The following is a 24,425-nucleotide window of genomic DNA, read 5'->3' as shown; positions in this document are numbered from 1 at the left end:
TTCAAAACCCCCATTATAGCCTAAGTTTGGCTAATGTAGCCATGCACCCAAATACCGCCCCAAAACCTGCGTGCTGGATTGCAAGAGTTTATCCATTAACCGATCCAAGCGGTCTTTTTGGAGCCAAATGGGGGTTTTAACATGGCTTAGGGTTTGCAGGGCTTTAATGGCTTGGTTGTAAGTGCCTATGTGGTCGATCAAGTGCAAATCTAGGGCTTCTTTGGCGTTAAAAATTTTGCCCTCGGCAAAATCGGGGGCGTGGGTGGGGTCTAGCTTGCGGGCTTTGGCCACATCGCCCACAAACATTTTATATTCTTGATCGAGCAGGCGGTCTAGGTATTGCTTTTCTTTATCCGTCCACGCCCGTGTGAAAGTCCCCACCTCTTTATACGCCCCCTTGGCTAATCCTTGAGATTTAATGCCCACTTTATCCATGAGGGCTTGGATATCCACACCGCTAAAGATCACCCCGATCGAGCCCACCAGCGCGCCCCGATTGGTATAAATCGCATCCGCTGCCATGCCAGCGTAGTAGCTCCCACTTGCCATCACACCTTGCACATAAGCCACTACAGGCATTTTCTTTCTAAGCTCGGCAATGGTGTCGTTTAGCTCCACACTTGCACTGATGCTCCCCCCGGGCGAGTCGATGAGTAAAAGCACGCCCTTAATGCTCGGGTTTGCCAGCACTTGTTGCACTTGTGCGCGCAAGGTTTCGCTTTCAAAAATGGGTCCATAGAGGTAGACTTTGGCTAAATTGGGTGTAGGGCCTTGTGTGCCCTCTTTGCCCACCAACACAAACAGCACGATTAAAAGCAACACAATCGCTTTAAAATAACGGGTGATGAAATCTAAAGGGGTGGTGAAAACCTTTGCCAACTTGGCAAGCATGACAAACTCCAAAAAAGGGATCGAAAGGCTTATTATGTTGAAAAAACCTTAAGCCCGTTTAAAAAAGGGGTTTTTGGCGTTTGCATCATGCTTACTTAAATGAAAATGTGTTATAAACCTAGCAAAAAGAAAAGCGATGGCGTGCAAGTTTTGCCCCAAAGTGAAGCGGGGTGATTTATTGTTTATTGTCGTAGCGGGTTTAGCGTTTTATGGAGTTTACACCTACCAAATGCGTCAAGTCCAACAAGCGCAAGAAGAAAAGCGCGCACAAGATTTTAAGAAATTGCAAGAGTCTTGCGTGTTGCACCACGACAAACAGGCATGCCGCGAAGTTTTTAAGCCCGGCTCTGTCCAGCCGCAAAGGTAGCCCATGTTGCAAAAAATTCTTCCCCTTGTGTTTGTGTCTTCCTTGCGTTTTTTAGGGCTATTCATCGTTTTGCCCGTGATCTCTTTGTATGCCGTGAGTTTCAAGGCCTCAGCGGCGATGATGGGCCTGGCGGTGGGGGGGGCGTATCTCACCCAAATTTTATGCCAAACCCCGATCGGGATTTTGAGCGACAAATACAGCCGTAAAAAGGTCGTGCTGTGGTCTTTAGGAGTCTTCACGGCGGGCTCGTTTTTGTGCTTTTTTGCCCACAACATCCACACCCTTGTGGTGGGGCGCTTGGTGCAGGGCATGGGGGCGATGGGGGGGGTGCTTAGCGCGATGATCGCCGACCTTGTGGAGGAAGAAAAACGCACACATGCGATGGCGATGATGGGGGCGGGGATATTCTTTAGCTTTACGGCGGCGATGGTGATCGGCCCTAGTATAGGCATGCACTTTGGGGTGCAATGGCTCTTTATGCTCACCGCCCTCTTAAGCTTAGCCTCCATGTTCTTGATGGTGTTTAAAGTCCCCGAAGCGCCTAAGATTGTCTATACCCTTAAAGAAAAGCCCAGACTGCTAGATGCGCTCAAAAACAAGGATATTTTCATCATCAATAGTTGCTCTTTCTTTGAAAAATGCCTGATGACTTTGATTTTTGTGCTCATCCCCCTAGCCCTTGTGCATGAGTTTAAAATGGATAAGGGGGTGCTTTGGAAAATCTACACAGCGGGGGCGTTCTTAGGCATGGTGAGCATGGCCCCTGCGGCGATCATTGCCGAGAAGTTCCACAAGGCCAAGGGCGTGCTTTTAAGTGGGGTGTTCTTGTTCTTGCTCGCTTATGCGTGTTTGGCATATGCCGATCGGCATTTAGATTCGCCCACCACTTGGCTTTTTATCGGTGGGGTCATGTGCTTTTTTGCCGGCTTTGGCACGCTTGAGCCGATCATGCAATCTTTGGCGAGCAAGTTTGCCAAAGTGCACCAACGGGGATTGGTGCTTGGCATGTTTGTAACTTATGGCTATGTGGGTTCATTTGTGGGGGGGATGCTAGGGGGTATGGGTTACACTTATCTTGGCGTGGAGAAAGTGGCGATCCTCGTGGTCGTGGTCTGTGTGCTCTGGCTAGGGCTTGTGAGCCTGCTTAGCAATCCTAGCCGCCAAAAAAATGTCTATTTCCCCCTAGATGCCTTCGATCGCCAGAAGTTTAAAGCCATTGAGGCGCAAGTGGGGATTTTAGAGTGGTACATCAATGAGAGCCAAAACACAATCATCGTGAAATACGATGCTTCGCAAATCCAAGAAGAGCAGATCATAGAAATGTCTGTAGCGTTTAGAAAAGCCATGGAGGATTAATATTTTACAGATAGGGGCGTGTCCATTTTTAAAGTTTTGTCAAGTTTCATTGAAGTAAAATCAAGCCTCATTTTGCGTTAAAAGGTTGCATGGCATGCGTGAAAGTCATTTGCCCAAGTTAGTCGGTCTTTGCAGTGTTTCTGTGGCAGGGTTGATCTTAGCCGGGTGTGCGCACACCACAAGCCGCACAGAGCTCAATCAGTTCCAACACGCCTATTATTCCAAAAACCACCAACGAGCCGACCAAGTGTCTAAGAGCGCTCTAGCCGAGGATAAAAAACAAAAAGACGCGCCCTTGTGGAATCTGGAAAATGGGGTGAACGCCTTCATGATGGACAAATATAAAGATTCTTTAGTCACTTTAGACAAGGCGAACAAGACCTTCGACACCAATTTTAAAAACATGGAAAAAGCTGTAGATAAAGTCGGGGCAGCCACTTATGGTTCAGCGATGAATGTCCCCTATGAAGGGCATATGTACGAGTGGGTTCTCACCAACTACTACATGGCCCTAGATTATGCTTTCTTAGGCGACAAACAAGATGCAAGGGTGGAGTTTAACCGCACCATCGACAGAGAGCGCCGCATTAAAGATGTCTACAATAAGGAGCTCGCTAAAGCTGAGGCTGAGTTCCAAAAAGCCAAACAAAAAAACGCCTCTATGGCAAACAAGATGGTTGCTGGCATGTCGAGTTTGGATAGCGAGCTTAAAAGCAAGTTTTCAAATTTAGAGCAATTTAGCGCGTATAATGGTTTTGTCAATCCCCTTGTCAATTATGTGGGTGGCTTGTTCTTTGCCAACAACGGGGACAAGGGCAAGGCTATGGATGAATTGAAGGAAGTCTATGGGGTGAGCCACAATGAAATCGTGGGCGAGGATTTAAAAAACCTCATGCACCACAGCCACGAAAAGTACACATGGGTGATTGTAGAAGATGGCATGCAGCCCACTTTGCAAGAATATAAAATCCCCTCCATCAACTTTGCCCTCCCCACCATCCAAGACGGGCGGTCTTTCCACGATAGCTTTAAAATCGTGGCAAATGGCAAGAGTGAAAACATGGGCGTGTTGTCTAACTTTGCCATCATTTTCCAAAAAGAATACCAAGCCACCCTTCCCGCCATTAAAAACAGAGCCATCGCTTCTGCAATCTTAAAAACCGGCACCGAGGCGGCTCTTAAAACAGCCGGTGAGTATGCACCCGGATACGGAGGGTTGGCTGCCAGTCTAGGGGGCTCTATTTTGCATGCAACCAACAAAGCCAGCACCGCCGCAGACACTAGAAGTTCTAATGTGTTCCCCAACACCGTGTATTTAGGGCGGGTGGACAACAAAAGCCACAAATTCAGCATCCAAATTGACAACTTGCATAAAGACTTCACCCTTGCGCCTTGTAATGGCAAAGCCGCCGCGCCCGGGCAAATTTGCAGCGACACCAACAACATTGTCTTTGTCCGCACTTTCCCTAGTCCCAAAGAGTTGAATGTAAGAGCACTTTCCCTCTAGGCTTTAGGTCCGTGGCTCGTTTTGGGCCACAAACCTCTCTAATCTTTAGTTTGTCTGTTTTTTAGCTTACGGCTTCTCGTGGGCTTTAGCTTAAGGCTTAATGCTTAAGGCTTAAGGTAGCGCTAAACAGTGCCCAAAGCAGCGCTAAAAAGCGCTGCTCCCTCACTCGTCAACACCAAGTGAGAAGGGCTAAAGATTTTTCTATTTTTAAACAGCTCCCGTTCACTGGGGCTAAAGCCCCCTTCAGGCCCGATGAGGATTCCTTGTTGGGCGTTTAAGCCTCCAGCCTCTCCGTTTAAGTCTAAAACCCCCGCCTCTGGGTAACTCTCTAGCGCGCTTTTTAAATCTTTGAGCACCTCCAGGGGCATTAAGTCGCTGCGCCCGCACTGCTCACAAGAGGCGATTAAAATTCTTGTAAATCTCTCTAGCTTGTTTTTGTCTAGCCGCTCGTTTCTTTGGCTAAACTCTGCCATAAAAAAGCTGATCTTAAGCACCCCCATTTGGTTTAAATAGGGCAACACTTTTTCAATGTTTTTTGCGTTGATGTGCGCCCAAATTAAATGCGCGCCTTTTTGAGAGCAGCTTGGCTTTTCTTGTGTGGCAGCCAACTCCAAAGTGGCGCGGTGCTTTTGCACGCTTAGGGGTTTGTAAAAATACAAATTGTCGTCTTTGAGATTGCGCAAAGGCAGGGGCTCTGTGGCTTGGGTGCGGCGGCTAAGATAAATATGCTTATAAGCTTGATCCTCTAAATTAAGAGTGGGCGCGCCCGCCTGTGGATGGTAAAGGAAGCGCATTAAAGAAATAAAGCAAGGCACAAGAGCAAGTTTAACCCATACAAACCCTTACACCATTTAATGTAAGCAAGCATTAAAGGTTCTTTAGTGCGGGCAATTTTGAGCTTACGCACCCGCCACACCTCGCCCCCACACACAACCGCCAACACAAACCCCATCAGCCCCACTTTCCAAGAGAAGTCAAAGTGTTGCATCGCTAAGAGAAACACCCCGCTGAAAAACGCCATCGCTGCCCACATGAACACCATAGGCATCATAAAATAGAGCTTTTTGTTTAAGGAAGCGTAGTTTTTAGCCAGCCACAAAAAGGCAAGGTTTAAGAGAAACAGCACGGGACCTAGCGCCATTAAAAAGACATGGAAGCTAAGCGCATTTTGCCAAGCCAATCCCATCATTGCCGCTTAGAAAAGGTGATCGAATACACTTCGTTGCGCAGGTTAAAGAGCGGGTCTTTGGGCGGTTCTACTCCACTGGGCAACATACTTGGCATAAACACTTCGCCATTGCACCCATGCCCCTTGTAGGTTTCCACCTTAAGTTGCCCGATGGTGATTTCCTCGTGCTTGCCATACCATAACTTGGTCGTGTCGTTGGTGGGGTCGTTTTTATTGGCGAGCTCTAAAACCATGTTGTAGACAATGGGAGCTTGGGCGACTTTTTCTTTAAAATCCTTTTCTAAAAAGTCGTTACCCACGCGCTTGAGTTCAGCGTGGGTTAGGTTATGCACCCCTGCCACAGGCACAAAGCTAAAGCGAGCGGGCAAGAAACGCTGCGTGTTTTTGTCCTTGAAGTAAAAAGTGTGCGTGGAGTAGTAGCGGGTGTTGGCAACACTCTTGCTCACCCCCATGCTTGCCATATAGTGGGCAAAGTTCCTAAAGCTTTCCACTCCTTCAGTAACTTTTTTAATTTTGGCTTGATCGACATGCCCGTTTTTGGGGATTTGCATTTCTAAGAATTTGCCAAACTCTTCGGGCGTACGGGCGAAGTTAATCGCTGCATTTGTCATCACGATCACCCAATCGCTGTCTTTACCAATCCTAAGTGCCATGCCCCGCGATTTGGACTTATCGCTGGCGTGTGGGTTGCCCCCGCCAAGAGAGTAGCGTACTTCTGTGGGGATGCTTTTTTGTTCTAAAAGGGGGATGTCTAGCCTAGAGTCCTCATTAGGCACAAAGACCCCGCTTGCGCAAAAGCCCTTGGTGTGGTTGATTTTCTTATGCGGATTTTTAGCATCGCCATTGAGTTGGTAAAACAAGTCGGCGATCTTTTGCGCATCGTAGACTTCCCTAGCGTGGGTGAAAGAGAACAAGATCAAGGGTAAGAACAGCGAGCGGACAAGTTTCAACACCACTCCCCTTAAAAGTTGTAAACATAGTTGGCGTATAAGTCAATCACCCGTCTAAAAGAGTAGGTTTCATTGTAGCCCCTGAAAGCCTCTGTGTAGTAGGGGGTGTTGACAGCGGGAACTCTAAAGCCCACCTCTACGCCATTGTGCGCCCCGAAGTTTGCCCTCACCCCAAAGTTAAACATCCACTGCACAAAAGTAGGGGAATAGGTCGCATTGGGGTTACCGATGGATTGTTTGAGGTAATAATTGTTCGTGCTCACACAAATACCCCCCGCCCCCACTTCCGTGAGGCACACATCATTAGCCTTGCCCGCACCTACAGCCCAGCTGGCCCCCACAGCCATGCCCACAAACGCCCCAATCTCCGTGCCCTTGTTGTGGAAGAATGTCCAAAGCGCATCGATGCCCACGCCATAAAAGAAATTGCCCACGGGCCCTTGCATGGGATATCTATACCCTGCTTTTTGCGAAAAGCCCCCACCTTGCAAACTGATGAGCCCATAGTAGCGCACGCCCCAATGCCTTTTTTTGCCAAAGAATTGCTTGTAACCGCCCACGAAATCCACCCCACCCATGTTGGCAGAAAAGGGACTCTTCGCGGTCCAATTAGGGGTGCGTTGCGCCCAAGACCCTGCTGCGTGGGCGTAATCCACTCCCGCTTGCACATACCAACCATCCTTGGCTGCCTCTAAGGGCAAACAACTAAAAAGAGCCCCCAAACCCAGCATTTGATAAACCATTTTTCTAAACACGCAAACCCCTTATTCGTGGAATAGAAACACTATTTTAGCAAAATTTAGCCCCATTGGCTCTACTTTATGCCACTAAGCCCCCATTTTCTAGTTCTAGGGGTATGGCTATTTTTGCGCCCCCTCGAGTCTGCTGACTCGATCCTCTAGCTCTTGGAGTTTATGCTCGCAGTTGTCTAGCCTTGCGTTTGTGAAGTCTGCCACCCTTTGTTTGGGTGTTCCTGTGCTTGGCTCTTTAAACTCTTTAGGGTTGTTTGACTCACCCTCTTCCTTGCCTTTAAGCAAGCTTAACACCACGCCCCCACCTAAAACGCCCAACACAATGTAAAGGCTAATGGTGGGGCTGATGTCTACGCCCACGCCAAACAGGTGGTCGGTGGCGGCCAAAATGAGCTTTAAGCTGATGAACGCCAAAACGAGAATCACGCTTTTTTCTAGGTGGATCAAATGCCCTTTAAGCACCTCGAGCACGAAGTATAAACTCCTAAGTCCCAAAATGGCAAACATCATGGCACTATAGATGATTAGGGGTTCTTTACTCACGGCGATCACGGCAGGCACGCTGTCAAAGGCAAACATCACATCGCTCAGTTCAATCACTGCTAGGCATAAAAATAAAGGTGTGGCGATCAGCTTTGCCTTAGCAAAGGCTTGTTGGTGGTGCAGTGCGCTTGCCTCTTGCCCCTTTAAATCGCGCTCTAAACCGCTCAATTGCTCTTTTTTGATGAAAAAGTCATGCCCAACTAGCCTAGGGTAGACGGGGAAGAATTTATAAACAAGGCGGTAGGCTAAATGCTTGGAGTAGTCCTCTTCCCCCTCCTCCTCTTCCCTCTCTTGGTTTTTCACCATCACCACACAGCTATAGCCCACCAGCAAGCCAAAGATGATTTCTACATAGGCGGACAGGTGCATCAACCCACTGCCGACCAACACAAAAATGAGCCTAAAGACGATCGCCCCGATGATCCCATAGTAAAGCACTCTATGGCGGTAAATCTCAGGCACTTTAAACCACGCAAAAATCGCCATCATGACAAAAAGATTATCCACGGATAGGGCTTTTTCAAGCACATACCCCGTCAAGAAAAGCGACATGCTCACCGCACCGTCATGCCAATACAAATAACCGGCAAAGAGCAAAGCCATGGCGACCCAAAAGAGCGACCAGCCCACCGCACTTTTTAGCCCCATCACAGAATCGTGGCTATGCGCCTTAAAGTCAATGAAAAGAGCCAGTGCCATGAAAAGCAAGAAAACGATTAAATCTAGTCCCATTCACGCCCCCTGTGCATCTAAAAAGTTGTGATCGCTAAAGCTGCTCGCGTGCAGATTGCAAAAGGCGTTTTTGAGTGAAGTGAAAAGGCGTGGGTTGTTTTGCTCCATTTCTCTTAAAAAGTTTTTGGTGGCAAGCCTTGCAATGGGGGGCTTGTCGGAGTCTGGTTGTTTAGCCGGGCAGTTACAATCAGGAGCGGTGGGGATGTTTTGAGATTTGACAAAATCGATGCTTTGGCGCTCTCTTATATGGATCAAAGGACGGATCACAAATAACCCATTTTCGGCTTTGTAAATGGGGGGCATGCTACGCAAACTCCCGTTGTAGGTGAAGTTCATAAAAAAGCTCTCGGCTGCATCGTCTAAATGGTGGGCGATGGCAAGTTTATTAAAGCCATTTTCTAAAGCGTGGTTATAAAGCACGCCACGGCGCATGCGCGAGCAAAAACTGCAATAAGAGCTTTGCTCCCGGCGTTTCTCTCTAATCGTTTGGGCGATGTTGGTGTGTAGGATTTCATGGGGGATGTTTTGCTCTTGGCAGAGTTTAGTTAGCCACGCCAAATCTTCATTCAGCCCATAATGCACGGTGGCGGCTTTGAAACTGAATTTAAAAGGGGCGTGGGCTTGCATGCGCGCTAAGATGCAAGAGAGCAGAATCGAATCCTTGCCCCCACTCAGGCCCACAAGGACTCTATCGCCTTCGCCTATGAGATTGTAAGCGGCGTTTGTGCGCCCCACGACATTTAAGATTTTTTTGCTGATTTCATACATGGTCTGTCCCTAGCAATGGTTTGCACCGCAATAATAATAATATGGGGCAAGAAAGGGGCATTATAGCACAAAACGACACACTTACCTACCTTTACAACCTTGCCAAAAGTTAGGATTAATGAAATTATGCTTTAATACTTTGTCATCTATACTTTGTCATCTTGTTGGATTGGAGCGAGCGTGGGCGTAGAGAGTGTAGCAGAACACCCCTACTTCGGGGTGTTTATTTTGTTGGTCTTTAGTTTTCTCGTCTTTAATTGGACTTTGCGGATACAAAGGTTTATCAGCCGCAAATTGGCACGCAAGCAAAACGAGAAGTTAAAGCTCGCCGCCTATGAGTGTGGCCCGCTCGCCTTAAAGCAACAAAACCGCTTGAGCCACCAGTTTTATGCGATGGCGGTGCTCTTCATTCTCTTTGATGTGGAGATCGTCTTCATGTTCCCTTGGGCTTTGGATTTTAAAGAGTTGGGCCTTTTTGGCTTTTTTGAAATGGCAAGCTTTATTGGCTTGCTGGTCGTGGGCTTTGTCTATGCCCTAAAAAGAGGAGCGTTAGAATGGCACAGCATGCAGTGAGTTATTTAAAAAATGGGGGGTTGCCCATTGCCTTGACGACTTTAGACCGCCTATTAAACTGGGGGCGCAGCAACTCGCTATGGCCCCTCACTTATGGGCTGGCGTGTTGCGCGATTGAGATGATGGCAACGGGCGGCTCGCGTTTTGACTTTGACCGCTTTGGCACGATCTTTAGAGCATCGCCTAGACAATCGGATGTGATGATCATCGCCGGCACGCTCACCAAAAAGCACGCCGAATTTACCCGCCGTCTTTACGACCAAATGCCCGAGCCTAAATGGGTGATCTCGATGGGCTCTTGTGCCAACACGGGGGGGATGTTTAACACTTACGCCACGGTGCAGGGGGTGGATCGGGTGATCCCTGTGGATATTTACTTGCCCGGGTGTGCGCCCCGCCCTGAAACCTTGCAATACGCTTTAATGGTGCTGCAAGATAAAATCCGCCGCCAAAAAGCCCTGCCCGAAAACAACCAAAAACGCTTGATTTAGAGGCCCAACATGGTTAGAAAACAACGCCCCAATGCCAATGTCCAAAAGCAAGTCCACTACTCCGATCGCTTCTATGTCGTGCCCCAAACGCCTAAAACCCCCATTGTGGGCTCGCCCTATGAGGTGATTTACAACCATTTAAGCTACCACCACAAGGTGTTAGAGAGCTTCATTGAGCTAGGCACAGCGGTGTTTGTGATTGAAGTTAGCGAAGTGGCAAAGGTGGCCCAAAGGCTAAAGAATCTAGGCTATGAAACTTTGAGCGAAATGAGCGCGATCGACTTTTTAGAAAAAAGAGGGGAGTTTGAGCTGTTTTATCAGTTTCTAGCCTACTTGCCCGGGTATGCCACTAAACGCCGGGTGCGTTTAAAAGCGGTGCTCAAAAAGGGCGACAACCCCCCCACTTTAAGCCACCTTTTTAAGTCCGCCCTATGGAGCGAGAGGGAGGCTTACGACATGCTTGGCATTGTCTTTGAGGGGCATCAACACCTCAAGCGGATTTTAATGCCCGATGATTGGGTGGGACATCCGCTTTTAAAATCCTATCCGCTCAAAGGCGATGAACACGCCGCGTGGTATGAGGTGGATAAGATTTTTGGCAAAGAGTATCGCGAAATCATAGGCCCCGAGCAAAGGGATAGTGCAAGGGTGGATGAAAAAGACACCTTTAATTTCTCTAAGATCGGGCATGAACAGGCTAAGGGCTTGCCCCTAGAGGACAACGCCCAAAAATACAGCTTTGAAAAATCCCTTTTTGTCAAGGATTTACACAGCAAAGATCCCACCGAGTTAAAAGAGCGTCCCTAATGGCACAGATTTTTACCAAACTCAAACCACAATTTGAAAATGTCCTGTTTGAAAGGGACGACAAACAAATGGTGATCAATTTTGGACCACAACACCCCTCTTCACACGGGCAGTTGCGTTTGATTTTAGAGCTCGATGGGGAGAAAATCACCAAAGCCACACCTGAGATCGGCTACTTGCATCGAGGCTGTGAAAAGCTGGGCGAAAACATGACCTACAACGAATACATGCCCACCACAGACCGCCTAGACTACACTTCTTCCACGAGCAACAACTACGCCTTCGCCCACGCGGTAGAAACTTTATTAGGCGTGCAAATTCCCAGACGCGCTCAGGTGATCCGCACTTTGCTTTTAGAGCTCAATAGAGTCATTTCCCATGTCTTCTTTTTAAGTGTGCATGCGCTGGATGTGGGGGCGATGTCGGTGTTCTTGTATTGCTTTAAAACCCGGGAGTATGGGCTAGATTTGATGGAGGATTATTGCGGGGCAAGGCTCACACACAACGCCATCCGCATCGGGGGCGTGCCTTTAGACTTGCCCCCTAACTGGCTCGAGGGGCTAAAAGCCTTCATTAAAGAAGTGAGGGGAATGCATAAACTCATAAGTGGGCTGCTGGATAGCAACCGCATTTGGAAAGCCCGTTTGGAGAATGTCGGCACAATTACACAAGAGCAAGCCAAATCGTGGGGAGCAAGTGGGATCATGCTAAGAGGCACTGGGATCGCCTATGATGTCCGCAAGGAAGAGCCTTATGAGCTTTACCCTGAGTTAGATTTTGATATACCCGTAGGCAATTACGGCGACAGCTACGACCGCTACCAACTCTACATGCTAGAGATTGAAGAGTCCTTGCGTATTTTAGAGCAGTTAATCCCCATGCATGCCCCCACAGACCCCGCCATTATGGCACACGCCCCGCAGTATTTCAGTGCCCCCAAAGAGGACATCATGACCCAAAACTACGCTTTGATGCAACATTTCGTGTTGGTGACTCAAGGCATGCGTCCGCCAAGGGGCGAGGTGTATGCCCCCACAGAGTCGCCCAAGGGCGAGTTGGGCTTTTTTATCCACTCACAGGGCGAGCCCTACCCTTATCGCTTAAAAATCCGTGCCCCGAGCTTTTTTCATATAGGCTCGATGCAAGACATTTTAGTGGGGCAGTATTTGGCAGATGCCGTAACAATCATCGGCTCAAGCAATGCGGTTTTTGGGGAGGTGGATCGGTGAAACGCTTTGATTTGAGGCATTTAAGAGATGAGCCTAATGAGGCGGTGATTAGCCGCATGGGGGCGATTTTAGATGAGAGTGTGCGCCCCGGGGAGGTGGCAATTTTCATGTTTGAAGTGGTGGATTTTGACATTGTGGAGCAGAGCGCAGAGGCGATCAAAGAGAGGGGGGATATTTTGATGAACTCTTTGCGTTTTAATCGGGTGGATTGGACTTTAGTGGTGAAAAGGGCTTAACGCATGCCAAGCATAGAGATAGATGGGCAAAAGGTAGAATTTAGCGAGGGGCAGACCATTTTAGAAGCGGCAAGAAGTGCCGGGGTGTATATCCCCGCCATTTGCTATTTAAGTGGTTGCTCCCCCACGGTGGCTTGCAAAATGTGTATGGTGGAGGTGGAGGGCAAGAGGGTGTATGCGTGCAACACCAAACCCAAAGCCAACACCAAAGTCGCCACGAAGACCGCTGCCTTAGTAGCTGAGAGGCAAATGATCATGCAGACCTATGATGTCAATCACCCCCTAGAGTGTGGGGTGTGCGATAAAAGCGGGGAGTGTGAGTTGCAAGACATGACACACCGCACTTTAGTTGATCGGCAACCTTTCAGCGTCAGAGACAATCTCAAGCCCTTCGCCTTTTGGGCGCAAGCGTCCTATGACCCGAATTTATGCATCATGTGCGAGCGGTGCGTAACGACTTGCAGCGACAATATCGGCGATAGCAATTTGAAGGCGAGCAAGGCAAGCCTACACGCCCCCGACAAATTCAAAGAGAGCATGCCCAAAGACCCCTTTAGCGTTTGGAGTCGCAAACAAAAGGGCATGATCGCCTTTGTGGGCGACACCCCTTGTTATGATTGTGGGGAGTGCATCGCTGTGTGCCCGGTGGGCGCGATTGTCTATAAGGACTTTAGCTATAAAGCCAATGCGTGGGAGCTAAAACACATCGATTCGACTTGCATGCATTGTGCGGCAGGGTGTTTATTAGATTATCAAGTGCGCCACTTTGACACACTAGGCGAAGAGCAAAAAATCTTTAGAGTCGGCAACGACTTTTACCACAACCCCATTTGTGGGGCGGGGCGTTTTGCCTTTGATTTAAAAGCATCCACAAAGGGCAGCAGCAACATAGAGCAAGCCGTGCAAAAGCTCAAAGAGGCAAAGGCGGTGTATGTCGGGGGAGATTTAAGCAATGAAGAGGCTTATTTGCTCGAGCAAATGCGTCAAACTTGTGGCTTCAAACTCCATAACAGCAAACTTTACGCCTACCAAGAGTTTTTAAAGACTTTTAGCCCCACGCCCCACGATTTAAAGGATTTAAAAAGCTCTAGCTGTGTGCTAAGTTTGGGCTCAAGGCTAAAAAATGAAAACCCCCTACTCAAATACGCCCTAGCCAATGTTTTAAAGGTGAATAAAGGCACGAGTTTGATCTACGCCCACCCCCTAGAGGACATGGCGATAGAAAAAATGAGCCGTAGCGTGGTGCCCGTGTGCCATGCTGTAGGGGCTGAAGAGATCATTTTAGGGGCGTTTTTGATGGCTTTGGGCGTGGAGAGCCCGAGTTTAGAGAGTTTAAAGGCAAGTGCCCTTGTCGAGCCTGAGCCTGAGCCTGCAGAAAGTGCAGAGGGTGCAGAAAACGCAGAGGGCGAGGCAACAGCAGAGCCTAAAAAAGCCGAGCAAAAGCCCCCCGTCTATGCCATGCTAGAAAATGCCAAATGTGATAGCCCCACTTTTGAGAAAATTAAAGGTTTGGTTGAAAAAGCCCCTAGCATCGCTCTTTTAATCGGGCCCGAGATTTACACCCACCCAAAAGCCCACAACATTGCCTTAATGTTGCAAGAGGCAAGCAAGCTAGACAAACTCAAAATCTTTTTAATCCCCCCAAGTGCCAATGCTTTAGGCATTGTGTCGCTTTGCACTTTAGAAAAAGACAGCCACGCAAGCCCCAGCGTAGGGGTGCGGACTAAAGGGGATTTTGTGCTTGATAGCGATTGTGTGGATCAAAACGGACAAGTGCAAAATCAAGTAGATTTTATTTTACCCAGCTTCTCACAAATGGAGGCAAGCATGGTCAATTTGGAGGGGCGGGTGCTTGCTTTACGCCCCGCTTTAGCCTATGAGGGGCTAGACTTTGCCGACATCGCCCAGCACTTTGGCTTTTATGGCGAAACTTTAGCCGAATACACCCAAGAATTGCCCCAAGACAAGGGCTTTTTGGGCGTGGCGTATGACGATTTGACAAATTTTTACGCCAATGACAAGAGCAACCACAGGGGCTATAAACTTCAAAGCACCCCTAGCCAAGCTACAGAATCAAGCCAGCCCATAACCCCCATTGAGAGTGCCCCCGAGCTTAACGCCTATTTGCAATTTGCCGAAACGCAGTTTAACACCCACACCATTAAGAGCCAAAACCTACAACTCAAAGAGGGCATTTACACTTCTAAGGCGCATTTAGAGAGTTTGGGACTTGTTGAGGGGACGACAATCCGTTTAAGCAAAGAGGGGCGCACACTCACGGGCAAGATTTACATAGACCACAGCCTAAAAAGGGGCGTGTTTATGGCAAGCCCCAGCCTAGACACGGGGGGGGTATTTGCTAGCCCCTTTGAAACCTTAGAATGGGAGCGTGCATGAGTGCCGAGATTGTAGAAACCCTGATTAAAATTCTGGTGGTGGTTTTGGTCTTTTCCGGGCTAGGGGCGTTTGGGACTTATTTAGAACGAAAAGTCTTGGCTTATTTTCAAAGGCGTTTAGGCCCTACTTATGTCGGTCCTTTTGGGCTCTTGCAAGTGATCGCCGATGCGATCAAACTTTTCACTAAAGAGGATGTGATCCCCCAGAACGCTAACCACTTGATCTTCTCCATTGCTCCGGTGATCGCGATGGTGAGTGCCTTTGTGAGCATGGCACCCATCCCCTTCTTCGGCGATTTTCAAATCTTTGGGCACACGATCAAACCTATTATCTCGGACATCAATGTCGGGTTGTTGTTTTTCTTAGCGGTGGGCTCGGCGAGCATTTACGCCCCCCTTTTAGCCGGGCTCGCCTCTAATAGCAAGTATTCTTTAATCGGGGCGGCAAGGGCGACTATCCAGCTTTTAAGCTTTGAAGTGGTGAGCACCCTAACGATCTTAGCCCCCATCATGGTGGTGGGCTCTTTGTCTTTGGTGGAAATCAACCAATACCAAGAGGGGGGCATGCTCCATTGGCTGGTGTTTAAACAACCCTTAGCCTTCTTTTTGTTCTTGATCTCTAGTTATGCTGAGTTGAACCGCACCCCCTTTGACTTGCTCGAGCATGAGGCGGAGATTGTCGCCGGGTTTTGCACAGAGTATAGTGGCTTGCGCTGGGGCATGTTTTTCTTAGCCGAATACGCCCATTTGTTTGCCTTTTGTTTTGTGATTTCTTTGATTTTCTTTGGGGGTTACAATGCGTGGGGCTTTATCCCGGGCGGCATTGCGATCTTAATCAAAGTCTGTTTCTTTGTGTTTTTATCCATGTGGGCGCGCGCAACCTTCCCCCATGTGCGCCCCGATCAACTCATGCGCATGTGTTGGAAAATCATGCTCCCTTTAGCCCTAGTCAATATCCTAATCACCGGGCTAGTACTTTTACTTTTTTAAGGAGGTGTTGTGGGACAAAAGTATAAATGGCTCGACCCTAAAAAGCCTAGCCCCAAACTCTTAGACACACTCAAAACGAGCTTTGGTTTAGAGCTTTTTAAGGGCTTAGGGCTGACCATTAAAGAGTTTTTTAGCAAAGAAGTTACCATACACTACCCGATGGAGGTGTTGCCCTTAAGCCCTAGATATAGAGCCGTGCACCACTTGCAAAGGTTGCTAGAGTCGGGCAATGAACGCTGTATCGGCTGTGGGCTGTGTGAAAAGATTTGCACGAGTAATTGCATTAGGATCATCACGCACAAGGCCGAGGATGAGCGCAAATACATAGACAGCTACACCATTAACTTAGGGCGGTGCATTTATTGCGGGCTGTGTGCTGAGGTGTGCCCCGAGCTTGCCATTGTGATGGGGCAACGCTTTGAAAACAGCAGTGTGCAACGCTCCCAATTTGGGGGCAAAGCAGAGTTTCTCACAGACATACAAAGCGCAAAAGACCACAGCCATCAAGAGTTTATGGGCTTTGGTGCGCCTAGTGTGGATGCAAACACGCGCTTAGCCCAAACCCCCCTAGATTACGCCACTAAAGAAGAGAAAGAAGAGCCTAAAGAAGCCAAAGAGGCGAAAGAGGGGGCAGAAAACAAAGAGGGGGGCAAAGACCATGCTTGAAACCCTTGCCTTTTATTTCTTCGCCGCCTTGACTTTAGGCATGGCGTTCGTGGTGGTTACGACCACGAACATTTTGTATGCCATGACCTCTCTAGCCGCGGCGATGGTCTTTGTGTCCGCCTTTTTCTTTCTCTTAGATGCCGAGTTTTTGGGCGTGGTGCAAATTTTGGTCTATGTGGGGGCAGTGGTGGTCATGTACGCCTTTGGCATGATGTTTTTGAATGCCTCACAAGAGGTACAAGAGAGGGCACATGCCCCTAAAGTCCCCGCCCTCTTAGCCATTGCTTTAGCAGTGGTCTTGGTCGCCTTGCTTGGCGCGCCTTTCATCGCCCATTACGCCCACAACTTGCAAGAGAGTTTAAACCCCGATTTAGACACTTCCAACACAAAGTTGATCGGCTTTGTGTTGTTTACAAAATACTTAGTCGCCTTTGAAGTGGGGGCGTTCATGCTCTTGGTCGCCTTAGTCGGGGCGATGGCGAGCGCATTTAAGAAGGAGAATTGATGCTTACTCTGGCCCATTACTTGGTCTTTGCGGCTCTGCTCTTTAGCGTGGGGCTGTTTGGCATTCTGCGGCGCAAGAACATTTTAATGCTTTTTTTCTCTACAGAAATCATGCTCAATGCCATCAATGTCGCCTTTGTGGCGATCGCCCACTCTTTAAAAAACATTGACGGGCAGGTGTTCGCCTTATTTATGATCGCCGTAGCAGCGGCGGAGGTGGCCATAGGGTTAGGGCTTGTGATTTTGTGGCACAGAAAACACAAAAGCCTAGACATCGACACTCTAGTGCGCATGAAGGGCTAGCATGGAGGCTGGCATGTATGCGTCTGTGGTGTTAGCGGCGGTTTTGCTCTTGCCCTTGTTGGGGGCACTTTATGCCGGGCTTTTTGGCACCTGCCAAAAAAGTTTGCAAGTGGGCATCGTCAATTCTAGCCTACTCGGGTTGTCTTTTCTAGGGGCTTTGTATCTCTTAAATTTAAGTTTGCACAACCAAAGCGTGCAAGCGGTGCTCTTTGATTGGATGGCACTTGGGGGCTTTAGTGTCAAGTTCTCCTTTGGACTCGATTCGATCAGTGCCGTCATGATTGTGGTGGTAACGCTCGTGTCCTTTTTGGTGCATGTCTATTCCATTGGCTACATGCTCCATGACAAGGGCTATAACCGCTACTTTAGCTATCTCTCTGGCTTTGTCTTTTCTATGCTTGTCTTAGTCCTTAGCGACAATTTCTTAGGGCTGTTTGTGGGCTGGGAGGGCGTGGGGCTTTGCTCTTACCTGCTCATTGGCTTTTGGTATCACAAAGAGAGTGCCAACAATGCCTCCATTGAAGCCTTTGTGATGAACCGCATTGCGGATTTAGGCATGCTCATGGGGATTTTACTGGTGTATTGGACTTTTGGCTCAGTGCAATACTCTGTAGTCTTTGCCAACATTGCCAACGCTGACTCTCATCTTCTCTTTTGCATCGGGCTCTTGCTCTTTGTGGGGGCAGTGGGCAAGAGCGCACAATTCCCCCTGCATACATGGCTGGCCAACGCGATGGAGGGGCCCACGCCCGTATCCGCTTTGATCCACGCCGCCACAATGGTTACGGCCGGGGTGTATTTGGTGATTCGAGCGCACCCACTCTATAGCGCATTGCCCGGTCTTGGCTATGCCATTGCGTGCTTAGGGGCGTTTGTGGCGTTGTTTGGGGCAAGCATGGCCTTAGTCAATAAAGACCTAAAACGCGTTGTGGCGTACTCCACCCTTTCACAGCTAGGTTATATGTTCGTGGGCGCAGGGCTTGGGGCTTATTGGATCGCCCTTTTCCACCTTTTCACCCACGCCTTTTTTAAGGCTTTACTCTTCTTAGGGGCGGGCAATGTCATGCACGCCATGCACGATGAGTTAGACATTAGCAAAATGGGCGGGCTACTTAAACCGCTCAAAACCACCGCCATTTTGATGGGGCTAGCGTCTTTAGCCTTGTGTGGGCTCTATCCCTTTGCGGGCTTTTTCTCTAAGGATAAAATCCTAGAAGTCGCCTTTGCCACAGGACACCATGGGCTGTTTTTAGCTTTACTCATAGGCGCACTCTTTACAGCGTTTTATAGTTTTAGACTTTTGATGTTGGTTTTCTTTGCCCCCAAAGTGCACAGCATCGATCACCCCCACGAGGCCTCTAGCTTTATGCTGTGGGCGATGCTGCCCCTAGCCATTTTGGCCGTAGTGGCAGGCTTTTTTGAGCATGGATTTTTCCATTTTGTATCCAAAGCGATTAGCGTGCCTTCTTTTGCAGAGTACTCTGTGCCTAAATTGCTTTTATTAGCTCTTACCACAATCGGGGTTTTGCTTTCCATTGCCTATGCCGTGCAAAAATATAAAAAAGGCTTTGGCAACAAAGAGGGTGGGTTTTTCTACCGCTTGTTGTTGAATCAATACTATATCCCCACCCTATATGGTACACTCTCTCGGGTGTTTTTAAAGTTTGCTTTTTGGGTGTGGCGCAAAATTGAAGTGCGGATGCTCGATGTCTTTGTAGACACCATCGCTAAAATCCCCACTCTACTCGGGCAAATGTTAACCCCTTTGCAAAGCGGCAATTTGAGCTCGGCATTGCGTTTAATGACTTTTGGGGTCGTGGTGATTATCTTTGTAACAATGCTAAGTTTTTGGAGTTAATATGGATGCACTTTTGCCCCACCACTTTTTGAGCGTGTTGATCTTTTTTCCGCTTGTAGCGTGCCTGCCCCTATTTGGGCTTAGCGAAAAGCACGCCAAACCCTATGGAGTCTTGGTAAGCGCCATTGAGCTCGCCCTTGTTGTGGGGCTCTGGGTGTTGTTTGACAAGGATACAGGGGTGATGCAATTTGAAGAGTTTGCCGACCTTGTCAAACAAGCGGGGATCAACTACCATGTAGGCGTGGATGGGATTTCTTTAACCCTACTCGTTTTAACCGCCTTTATTTTATTCCTGCTCGCCTTGTATGTCAGCAAGCACATTAAAGACATGCTCATTTGTATCTTGCTCTTAGAGGGGATTTTAATGGGGGTTTTCACTTCCTTAAATCTCATTTTCTTTTATGTTTTTTGGGAGGTGTCGCTCTTGCCCGTGCTTTACATGATTGGGCGTTATGGTGTGGGGCCAAAAGTCTATTCAGGGCTTAAATTCTTCCTTTACACCTTTTTGGCTTCACTTTTCATGCTCTTAGCGATTTTATACTATGCCCATGCATGCAGCCTTGCGCTTGAAACCCCCTTTAACTTTGATTTAGAGACCTTCAACAGCGTGGTTTTGCCCCCCCAAGTGCGTTTGTGGGTGTTCATCGCCTTCTTTGTGGGCATTGCCGTGAAAATCCCCATTTTTCCCCTCCACAACTGGCTGCCCCACGCCTATGGCAACGCCCCCGTCATTGGCTCAGCGGTGCTCTCCGCCCTGCTTTTAAAAATGGGGACTTACGCCATGGTGCGTTTCTTGCTGCCCTTATTCCCTAATGTGATCTTGCATTACTTTTTGCCTTTAAGCGTTTTAGCCCTTTTAATGGTGCTTTATGGCGGGCTTCTAGCTTGCGCACAAAAGGAGATGAAAAGATTGATCGCTTACAGCTCCATGTCGCACATGGGCGTGGCGGTGTTGGGACTGTATGCGTTCAATGTAGAGGGCGTGGGTGGGGCGGTCTTTACGATGTTTTCGCACGGGCTGGTGAGTGCTGGGCTATTTATTTTAGTGGGGGTGTTGTTTGATCGCTGCAACTCTAGTAAGATTGTCGCCTTTAAGGGCGTGGCGCATTTGATGCCAACTTACGCAGCGTTTTTTATGGTGTTGCTCTTGGCGAATGTAGGCATGCCCCTTACAAGCGGTTTTGTGGGCGAGTTTTTAAGCCTGCTGGGCTTTTTTAAAAGCTCTCCGTTTATGGCGTTTTTAGCGGGGACGACCATTATTTTATCCGCCATTTATATGCTGGTGTTGTATAAAAAGGTCTTTTTTGGCGCAGAGCCTTCAGAGTTATACGCCATCAAAAAAGCCAAAGCCCTAAACCCCTTAACTTGTAGCGAAAAAAGTGTGTTGGCTCTTTTGGTGGCGGCGGTGTTGTTCTTGGGGATTTATCCTAAACCGCTTTTGTCGCCCATTGAACAAAGCGTGCAAGTGCTCTTAGAAAGCCTACAGGGGCGCATCAATGCCTAAGGAAGAACAATGAATCCCTTGATCTCATCTCTCATGCCCGAGTTAGACTTGCAAGTGTTAATGCCCCTGTTTATGAGCGTGGGGGGCGGGGTTTTCTTATTGCTTTTAAATGTCGGCAAGGGCTTTTCTAAGTCTTTGAGCGTGGCGATCGCCGGGTTGATCCTTGCCTTTAGCGTGCTGTGGATTGCCTTTTACAACCCCTCCACAGATGGGGCGGGCGACTTTTTGACCGATGGCGCGTCTTTGAGCGGGCAGCTTTTCATCGCCCTAGCAAGTTTGCTCTTATTGCTCCTAGCGTTAAGCAAAGAGAAGTTTAGCGAGTTTGAGACTCCCGAGTTTTACCCCTTGTATCTTTTCATGGTTGGGGGGTTCACCCTCATGGTGTCTACCGACCATTTGCTTTTAATCCTGCTCGGTTTGGAGAGCGCGTCTTTAGTCATGTGCGTGCTGATGGCGCTAAGTTACAAAAGTACCGGCATAGAGGCGGCGATCAAATACTTCAGCTTGAGCGTTTTAGCGGGGGTGTTCTTTGTGCTAGGCGTGGCTTTGCTCTACCTACTCACGGGGCATTTGGACTTGAGCAGCGTGGGCGATGGTTTGAGGAGTGTGTTTTTCCACCACGAGCCTAGAGCGTTGCCCTTGTTTTTCATTGCCCTAGCGTGCATGCTAGGGGCGCTTGGTTTTAAGGTGTCGCTGGTGCCCTTCCACACTTGGATGCCAGACATTTACGAGGGCAACAATCCCGTTTTGGCCGGCTTCATCTCCATTGTGCCTAAAATGGCGGGGTTGGTGGTGCTCTTGCGGGTGCTTTACGCCTTCTTAAACACCGAGTCCTTTGTCATCGACAACCTTTACACGGCTTTAATTGCGCTCACGATCACGATCCCCAATGCGATGGCGCTCTTGCAAAAAGATGTCAAGCGCATGATGGCCTACAGCTCGATTTCACACACGGGTTTTGCTTTGGCATGCGTGGTGGATGGCGCAGGGGCGTTGTTTAGCTATTGGCTTTTATTTTTGATCACCAACATTGGGGCGTTTGCAATTTTATGGATGGTTGCAAACCAACAAGACGCACAGCAAAACAGCTACGCCTACCCTTATGAGCGCTTCAATGGGCTCGTCCAAACCAAACCCCTTTTGGCCATGCTAAGCGCAATTTTCTTATGCTCTCTTGCCGGTATTCCGCCTTTTTCCATGTTTTGGGGCAAGGTGATGGTGTTAGAGCAGGTGATTAGCCAACACCAGGTGTTTTTGCCCATCGTGATGGTGTTAAACAGCGCCGTGAGCGCGGTGTATTACTTGCGCCTGCTTGTGGCGATGTTCTTTAAAACCCCAAGCGCCAACCCCCCCAGCGCCACGAATGCCACGCCCCCCCTTTATGCCGTCAGCACGGCGGTGGCGTTTTTGTGCGTGTTCTCTGTTTTTGTGTTGCGCATTTATTTAAACTCTAACCAAGCTTAATGTTGTTGCGCCTATTTGTTCTATTCTTTGCCTCTTTGCCCTTTTTAAACGGCCTTGATTTAAGCGTTACAAAGGGGAGGGAGAAAGAAGTGGACTTCTCAACCCTAACACTCACAGACGAAAAACCCTTTGCCTGTGTCTACAAAACTTACCCCGCCGAAGAGATCATCTGCACAATCGACTCCACTCCGAAAGTGGGTTTCATGCCCTTTAAAACAGACTTCTTTGAGGTGTCCTATGAAATCAAGAATTTTATTTTTCATCTGCACATCAAGCCCAAATTTCAAGAGGCCTTGTTTGCACTCCCCTATGATTATAAACAAAGCATCCCCATCCAAAAACTCAAACTCAAAAACTCTAAAGTCTGGCAAGTCGTGGGTTTTCATCACAAGATTCCCTTCCTCACTCCCAAAGACTACAATGCGCCCAGCAATGAGGGGTTGAACTTCCCCATCCTCATAGAGGGGGCGCAAACGCCCATCATCCAAGAGCTAGATGTGGACAACAAGCCTTTGACCTACACTAAGGGGCAAGACTTAGAGGAATATTTGGGCTTGAAACAGCTCATTAAAAATGGCTACTATTTGGAGGCTCTAGAGGCTATTGCGCGTATTTTTAGGCTCTACCCCCGCACCATTTTTAAAAAAGACTTGTATTTTTACGAGATTATCGCTTTGAGCAAACTCAAAAAAAGACAGGAACTCACGATCCAAGTCGCCTCCCAGTGGCTCAAATTCTATCCCTCAGACCCACAAGTGCCCTATGTGCTCTACATGCTCGGCAACACCTACAGCCAAATCAACTACACTGCCCAAGCCACAGAGAAGTATAACCGCATCATGGATGAATACCCCAACAACCGCTACGCCTCTTTAGCCCAAATGCACCTAGCCGAGCAAGCCGCCAATGGCGGGGATCGCTCTGGGGCATCCACGCTGTTTCAAAAAGCCTACAGCACAGCTAAGGACATTGAGAGTGCGAGTCAAATCGCCTTCAACTGGGGGCTGTTTGACCTCAACGGTGGGGGCAAGAACGCTACATTGATCTTGAACAAAATCATTTATGGCAACCCGGAGTACTTCATGCAACATCCTGTCAAATCCTACGAATTGCTCGTTGCCCTAAAAACACATTCCTTCTTTGACCCTGCGATCAAGATCGCGACCTTGCTCTCCCACCAAGACAACGACAAAACCATCCAAGAAAAAGCCGCCTTTGAGCTGGGCTTGCTCTATGCCAAAAACAACCAACCTAATGAAGCCCACTTCGCCAATTTAGAGTATTTGGACAATTACACAAATATGATCCACATCACCTTAGTGAAGTCTAGGGACGAACAAGTCTTGTTTGCCATGCACGGAGATTATAGAGAAAAGCTAAACCGCTACAACCAAGTGTTAAAAGATTATCCCAAGACCTCCAAAGAGTACCAAAAAGCCCTAGAATATAAAGCCGAATTGCTCTTAGATCGCCACTATTATGCGCAAGTTTTGGAACTCAACCTCCCACACAATTCCCCCGCCATGCGAGAAGCCTTATTGCAACAAGGACACTTAGCACTCAAGGAAGCCGATTGCAAGAGCTTTAACACCTATTTAGTCCGCATGGAAAAGATCGATCCCCACGCCTTTGACGATGAAGAACAAGTTGAAGCCTTTGATTGTTTGTATGACAGCGCCCTTTACAATAAGGCGGGCATATTCTCTACCTCAGCCTTAAAAGACAAGCCCATGAACAAGTTACCTTGGCTTTACAGACAAGGGCGCAATCTTTACGCATTAAACGACTTTGCCAACTCACTGCTGGCGGCTAAAGACGCTTTGGCTTTAGCCTCTCTTTCCAAAGAATCCACTTATTACGACATTGCCTTCACCGTGTTTTTAGACTATATGAAAACCAATAACCCGCAAGAGGCCTTTAAAGTTTATAACCAACTCCAAAAAGAGTTTAAAGAAGATGAGCGCATGATCGAGGTTTACGCCTTACTCTTGCAAAGTGAGCAACGGGGCAAGAACAACCCCACCACTTTAGAGCTCTACGCTAAAAACTTGATTGCTCTGCAAAAGCACTATGAGAACAACAGCTACACCCCCTACGCCCAAAATGAGCTCATCAGTGCCCTAAGTCGTGAGGGTAAAATTGAGGAGGCCCTAAAACAAAGCGATGCCTTACTTGCCCTACAAATTGCCCCCAAAGAGCGCCAACGGGCCCTTTACAACAAGGCAACACTCCTGCGCCAAAAAGGCGACAAAGGAGGGGCGAAGAAAACCTTCCAAACTTGTGTGGCTATCAAGGATTCTTCCCCATGGAAGGATTTATGCCAACAAGCCCTAGAATTATTTAAATAGG

Annotated in this window: 24 protein-coding genes; 17 read left to right on the top strand and 7 right to left on the bottom strand. The window is 48.4% G+C overall.

What is annotated here, in order from left to right:
* Window positions 1-30: 30 nt before the first annotated feature.
* A complete protein-coding gene (gene sppA / locus K6J72_RS01500) occupies window positions 31-891 on the bottom strand; it encodes a signal peptide peptidase SppA (protein ID WP_221280016.1) in 861 nt (286 codons plus the stop codon).
* Between the two features lie 136 nt (window positions 892-1,027).
* On the opposite strand from sppA, the gene K6J72_RS01495 reads away from it, so the two are divergent.
* The 3 genes from K6J72_RS01495 to K6J72_RS01485 all read left to right on the top strand — a co-directional run bounded on the left by K6J72_RS01495 (window position 1,028) and on the right by K6J72_RS01485 (window position 4,121).
* A complete protein-coding gene (locus K6J72_RS01495) occupies window positions 1,028-1,258 on the top strand; it encodes a hypothetical protein (protein WP_221280014.1) in 231 nt (76 codons plus the stop codon).
* Between the two features lie 3 nt (window positions 1,259-1,261).
* Entirely contained in the window at window positions 1,262-2,614 is a 1,353-nt protein-coding gene (locus K6J72_RS01490) for an MFS transporter (protein ID WP_221280012.1), read from the top strand.
* 94 nt (window positions 2,615-2,708) lie between these two features.
* Window positions 2,709-4,121, top strand: coding sequence for a COG3014 family protein (locus K6J72_RS01485; RefSeq protein WP_221280010.1), 1,413 nt, complete (start codon window positions 2,709-2,711; stop codon window positions 4,119-4,121).
* Between the two features lie 122 nt (window positions 4,122-4,243).
* Here K6J72_RS01485 and K6J72_RS01480 read toward each other — a convergent pair whose 3' ends face one another.
* The 6 genes from K6J72_RS01480 to K6J72_RS01455 all read right to left on the bottom strand — a co-directional run bounded on the left by K6J72_RS01480 (window position 4,244) and on the right by K6J72_RS01455 (window position 9,055).
* A complete protein-coding gene (locus K6J72_RS01480) occupies window positions 4,244-4,915 on the bottom strand; it encodes a 16S rRNA (uracil(1498)-N(3))-methyltransferase (protein WP_221280008.1) in 672 nt (223 codons plus the stop codon).
* On the bottom strand, window positions 4,915-5,307 hold the full coding sequence (locus tag K6J72_RS01475; RefSeq protein WP_260320622.1) for a hypothetical protein: 393 nt from the start codon (window positions 5,305-5,307) through the stop codon (window positions 4,915-4,917). Before K6J72_RS01475 ends, K6J72_RS01480 begins: the two co-directional genes overlap by 1 nt.
* Complete coding sequence (locus K6J72_RS01470) at window positions 5,307-6,260, bottom strand: catalase family peroxidase (protein ID WP_221281024.1); 954 nt, start codon at window positions 6,258-6,260, stop codon at window positions 5,307-5,309. Before K6J72_RS01470 ends, K6J72_RS01475 begins: the two co-directional genes overlap by 1 nt.
* Window positions 6,261-6,271: 11 nt before the next feature.
* On the bottom strand, window positions 6,272-7,015 hold the full coding sequence (locus K6J72_RS01465; protein ID WP_260320621.1) for an outer membrane protein: 744 nt from the start codon (window positions 7,013-7,015) through the stop codon (window positions 6,272-6,274).
* A gap of 105 nt (window positions 7,016-7,120) precedes the next feature.
* The gene (locus K6J72_RS01460; RefSeq protein WP_221280004.1) at window positions 7,121-8,287 is read right to left on the bottom strand and encodes a TerC/Alx family metal homeostasis membrane protein; all 1,167 of its coding nucleotides are present in this window, start codon (window positions 8,285-8,287) and stop codon (window positions 7,121-7,123) included.
* Window positions 8,288-9,055, bottom strand: a complete 768-nt coding sequence (locus K6J72_RS01455) for a PP-loop family protein (RefSeq protein ID WP_221280002.1) — start codon at window positions 9,053-9,055, stop codon at window positions 8,288-8,290.
* Between the two features lie 180 nt (window positions 9,056-9,235).
* Here K6J72_RS01455 and K6J72_RS01450 point away from each other — a divergent pair, with 180 nt between their 5' ends.
* From K6J72_RS01450 to K6J72_RS01385, 14 genes are read left to right on the top strand one after another with little or no spacing between them, the layout of a single operon-like run.
* Window positions 9,236-9,628: an NAD(P)H-quinone oxidoreductase subunit 3 gene (locus K6J72_RS01450; RefSeq protein ID WP_221280000.1), complete on the top strand. Its 393-nt coding sequence runs from the start codon at window positions 9,236-9,238 to the stop codon at window positions 9,626-9,628.
* The gene (locus K6J72_RS01445; RefSeq protein ID WP_053940615.1) at window positions 9,610-10,119 is read left to right on the top strand and encodes a NuoB/complex I 20 kDa subunit family protein; all 510 of its coding nucleotides are present in this window, start codon (window positions 9,610-9,612) and stop codon (window positions 10,117-10,119) included. Before K6J72_RS01450 ends, K6J72_RS01445 begins: the two co-directional genes overlap by 19 nt.
* A 9-nt stretch (window positions 10,120-10,128) precedes the next feature.
* A complete protein-coding gene (locus K6J72_RS01440) occupies window positions 10,129-10,926 on the top strand; it encodes an NADH-quinone oxidoreductase subunit C (RefSeq protein WP_221279997.1) in 798 nt (265 codons plus the stop codon).
* Complete coding sequence (nuoD, locus tag K6J72_RS01435) at window positions 10,926-12,155, top strand: NADH dehydrogenase (quinone) subunit D (protein ID WP_221279996.1); 1,230 nt, start codon at window positions 10,926-10,928, stop codon at window positions 12,153-12,155. Before K6J72_RS01440 ends, nuoD begins: the two co-directional genes overlap by 1 nt.
* A complete protein-coding gene (locus tag K6J72_RS01430; RefSeq protein ID WP_221279994.1) occupies window positions 12,152-12,391 on the top strand; it encodes an NADH-ubiquinone oxidoreductase subunit E family protein in 240 nt (79 codons plus the stop codon). The genes nuoD and K6J72_RS01430 overlap by 4 nt, the downstream gene beginning before the upstream one ends.
* Window positions 12,392-12,394: 3 nt before the next feature.
* Window positions 12,395-14,788: an NADH-quinone oxidoreductase subunit G gene (locus K6J72_RS01425; RefSeq protein ID WP_221279992.1), complete on the top strand. Its 2,394-nt coding sequence runs from the start codon at window positions 12,395-12,397 to the stop codon at window positions 14,786-14,788.
* Window positions 14,785-15,777 (top strand): NADH-quinone oxidoreductase subunit NuoH, encoded by a 993-nt coding sequence (nuoH, locus tag K6J72_RS01420; protein ID WP_221279990.1) that lies wholly within the window; start codon window positions 14,785-14,787, stop codon window positions 15,775-15,777. The genes K6J72_RS01425 and nuoH overlap by 4 nt, the downstream gene beginning before the upstream one ends.
* Before the next feature lie 9 nt (window positions 15,778-15,786).
* Window positions 15,787-16,443: an NADH-quinone oxidoreductase subunit NuoI gene (gene nuoI, locus K6J72_RS01415; protein WP_221279988.1), complete on the top strand. Its 657-nt coding sequence runs from the start codon at window positions 15,787-15,789 to the stop codon at window positions 16,441-16,443.
* Window positions 16,436-16,948 (top strand): NADH-quinone oxidoreductase subunit J, encoded by a 513-nt coding sequence (locus K6J72_RS01410; RefSeq protein ID WP_221279986.1) that lies wholly within the window; start codon window positions 16,436-16,438, stop codon window positions 16,946-16,948. Before nuoI ends, K6J72_RS01410 begins: the two co-directional genes overlap by 8 nt.
* Window positions 16,948-17,250: an NADH-quinone oxidoreductase subunit NuoK gene (nuoK, locus tag K6J72_RS01405; RefSeq protein ID WP_221279984.1), complete on the top strand. Its 303-nt coding sequence runs from the start codon at window positions 16,948-16,950 to the stop codon at window positions 17,248-17,250. Before K6J72_RS01410 ends, nuoK begins: the two co-directional genes overlap by 1 nt.
* A 13-nt stretch (window positions 17,251-17,263) precedes the next feature.
* On the top strand, window positions 17,264-19,108 hold the full coding sequence (gene nuoL / locus K6J72_RS01400; protein ID WP_221281019.1) for an NADH-quinone oxidoreductase subunit L: 1,845 nt from the start codon (window positions 17,264-17,266) through the stop codon (window positions 19,106-19,108).
* Window position 19,109: 1 nt separating this feature from the next.
* Window positions 19,110-20,612 carry a complex I subunit 4 family protein gene (locus tag K6J72_RS01395; RefSeq protein WP_221279982.1) on the top strand — a complete coding sequence of 501 codons (1,503 nt, stop codon included), beginning with the start codon at window positions 19,110-19,112 and terminating at the stop codon, window positions 20,610-20,612.
* 9 nt (window positions 20,613-20,621) lie between these two features.
* On the top strand, window positions 20,622-22,076 hold the full coding sequence (locus K6J72_RS01390; RefSeq protein ID WP_221279981.1) for an NADH-quinone oxidoreductase subunit N: 1,455 nt from the start codon (window positions 20,622-20,624) through the stop codon (window positions 22,074-22,076).
* On the top strand, window positions 22,076-24,424 hold the full coding sequence (locus tag K6J72_RS01385; protein ID WP_260320620.1) for a DUF7494 domain-containing protein: 2,349 nt from the start codon (window positions 22,076-22,078) through the stop codon (window positions 24,422-24,424). The genes K6J72_RS01390 and K6J72_RS01385 overlap by 1 nt, the downstream gene beginning before the upstream one ends.
* The last annotated feature ends 1 nt before the right edge of the window (window position 24,425 follow it).

It is taken from the genome of Helicobacter sp. NHP19-003 (assembly GCF_019703305.1).
Lineage (GTDB): Bacteria > Campylobacterota > Campylobacteria > Campylobacterales > Helicobacteraceae > Helicobacter > Helicobacter gastrocanis.
Note: the sequence above shows the minus strand (reverse complement) of the source record. Positions and strands in the feature narration are given on the sequence as shown.

Coding starts and splice junctions, on each gene's coding strand:
- sppA (WP_221280016.1), bottom strand. CDS start 891: ATGCTTGCCAAGTTGGCAAAGGTTTTCACCACCCCTTTAGATTTCATC.
- K6J72_RS01495 (WP_221280014.1), top strand. CDS start 1,028: ATGGCGTGCAAGTTTTGCCCCAAAGTGAAGCGGGGTGATTTATTGTTT.
- K6J72_RS01490 (WP_221280012.1), top strand. CDS start 1,262: ATGTTGCAAAAAATTCTTCCCCTTGTGTTTGTGTCTTCCTTGCGTTTT.
- K6J72_RS01485 (WP_221280010.1), top strand. CDS start 2,709: ATGCGTGAAAGTCATTTGCCCAAGTTAGTCGGTCTTTGCAGTGTTTCT.
- K6J72_RS01480 (WP_221280008.1), bottom strand. CDS start 4,915: ATGCGCTTCCTTTACCATCCACAGGCGGGCGCGCCCACTCTTAATTTA.
- K6J72_RS01475 (WP_260320622.1), bottom strand. CDS start 5,307: ATGGGATTGGCTTGGCAAAATGCGCTTAGCTTCCATGTCTTTTTAATG.
- K6J72_RS01460 (WP_221280004.1), bottom strand. CDS start 8,287: ATGGGACTAGATTTAATCGTTTTCTTGCTTTTCATGGCACTGGCTCTT.
- K6J72_RS01455 (WP_221280002.1), bottom strand. CDS start 9,055: ATGTATGAAATCAGCAAAAAAATCTTAAATGTCGTGGGGCGCACAAAC.
- K6J72_RS01445 (WP_053940615.1), top strand. CDS start 9,610: ATGGCACAGCATGCAGTGAGTTATTTAAAAAATGGGGGGTTGCCCATT.
- K6J72_RS01440 (WP_221279997.1), top strand. CDS start 10,129: ATGGTTAGAAAACAACGCCCCAATGCCAATGTCCAAAAGCAAGTCCAC.
- nuoD (WP_221279996.1), top strand. CDS start 10,926: ATGGCACAGATTTTTACCAAACTCAAACCACAATTTGAAAATGTCCTG.
- K6J72_RS01425 (WP_221279992.1), top strand. CDS start 12,395: ATGCCAAGCATAGAGATAGATGGGCAAAAGGTAGAATTTAGCGAGGGG.
- nuoH (WP_221279990.1), top strand. CDS start 14,785: ATGAGTGCCGAGATTGTAGAAACCCTGATTAAAATTCTGGTGGTGGTT.
- K6J72_RS01410 (WP_221279986.1), top strand. CDS start 16,436: ATGCTTGAAACCCTTGCCTTTTATTTCTTCGCCGCCTTGACTTTAGGC.
- nuoK (WP_221279984.1), top strand. CDS start 16,948: ATGCTTACTCTGGCCCATTACTTGGTCTTTGCGGCTCTGCTCTTTAGC.
- nuoL (WP_221281019.1), top strand. CDS start 17,264: ATGTATGCGTCTGTGGTGTTAGCGGCGGTTTTGCTCTTGCCCTTGTTG.
- K6J72_RS01395 (WP_221279982.1), top strand. CDS start 19,110: ATGGATGCACTTTTGCCCCACCACTTTTTGAGCGTGTTGATCTTTTTT.
- K6J72_RS01390 (WP_221279981.1), top strand. CDS start 20,622: ATGAATCCCTTGATCTCATCTCTCATGCCCGAGTTAGACTTGCAAGTG.
- K6J72_RS01385 (WP_260320620.1), top strand. CDS start 22,076: ATGTTGTTGCGCCTATTTGTTCTATTCTTTGCCTCTTTGCCCTTTTTA.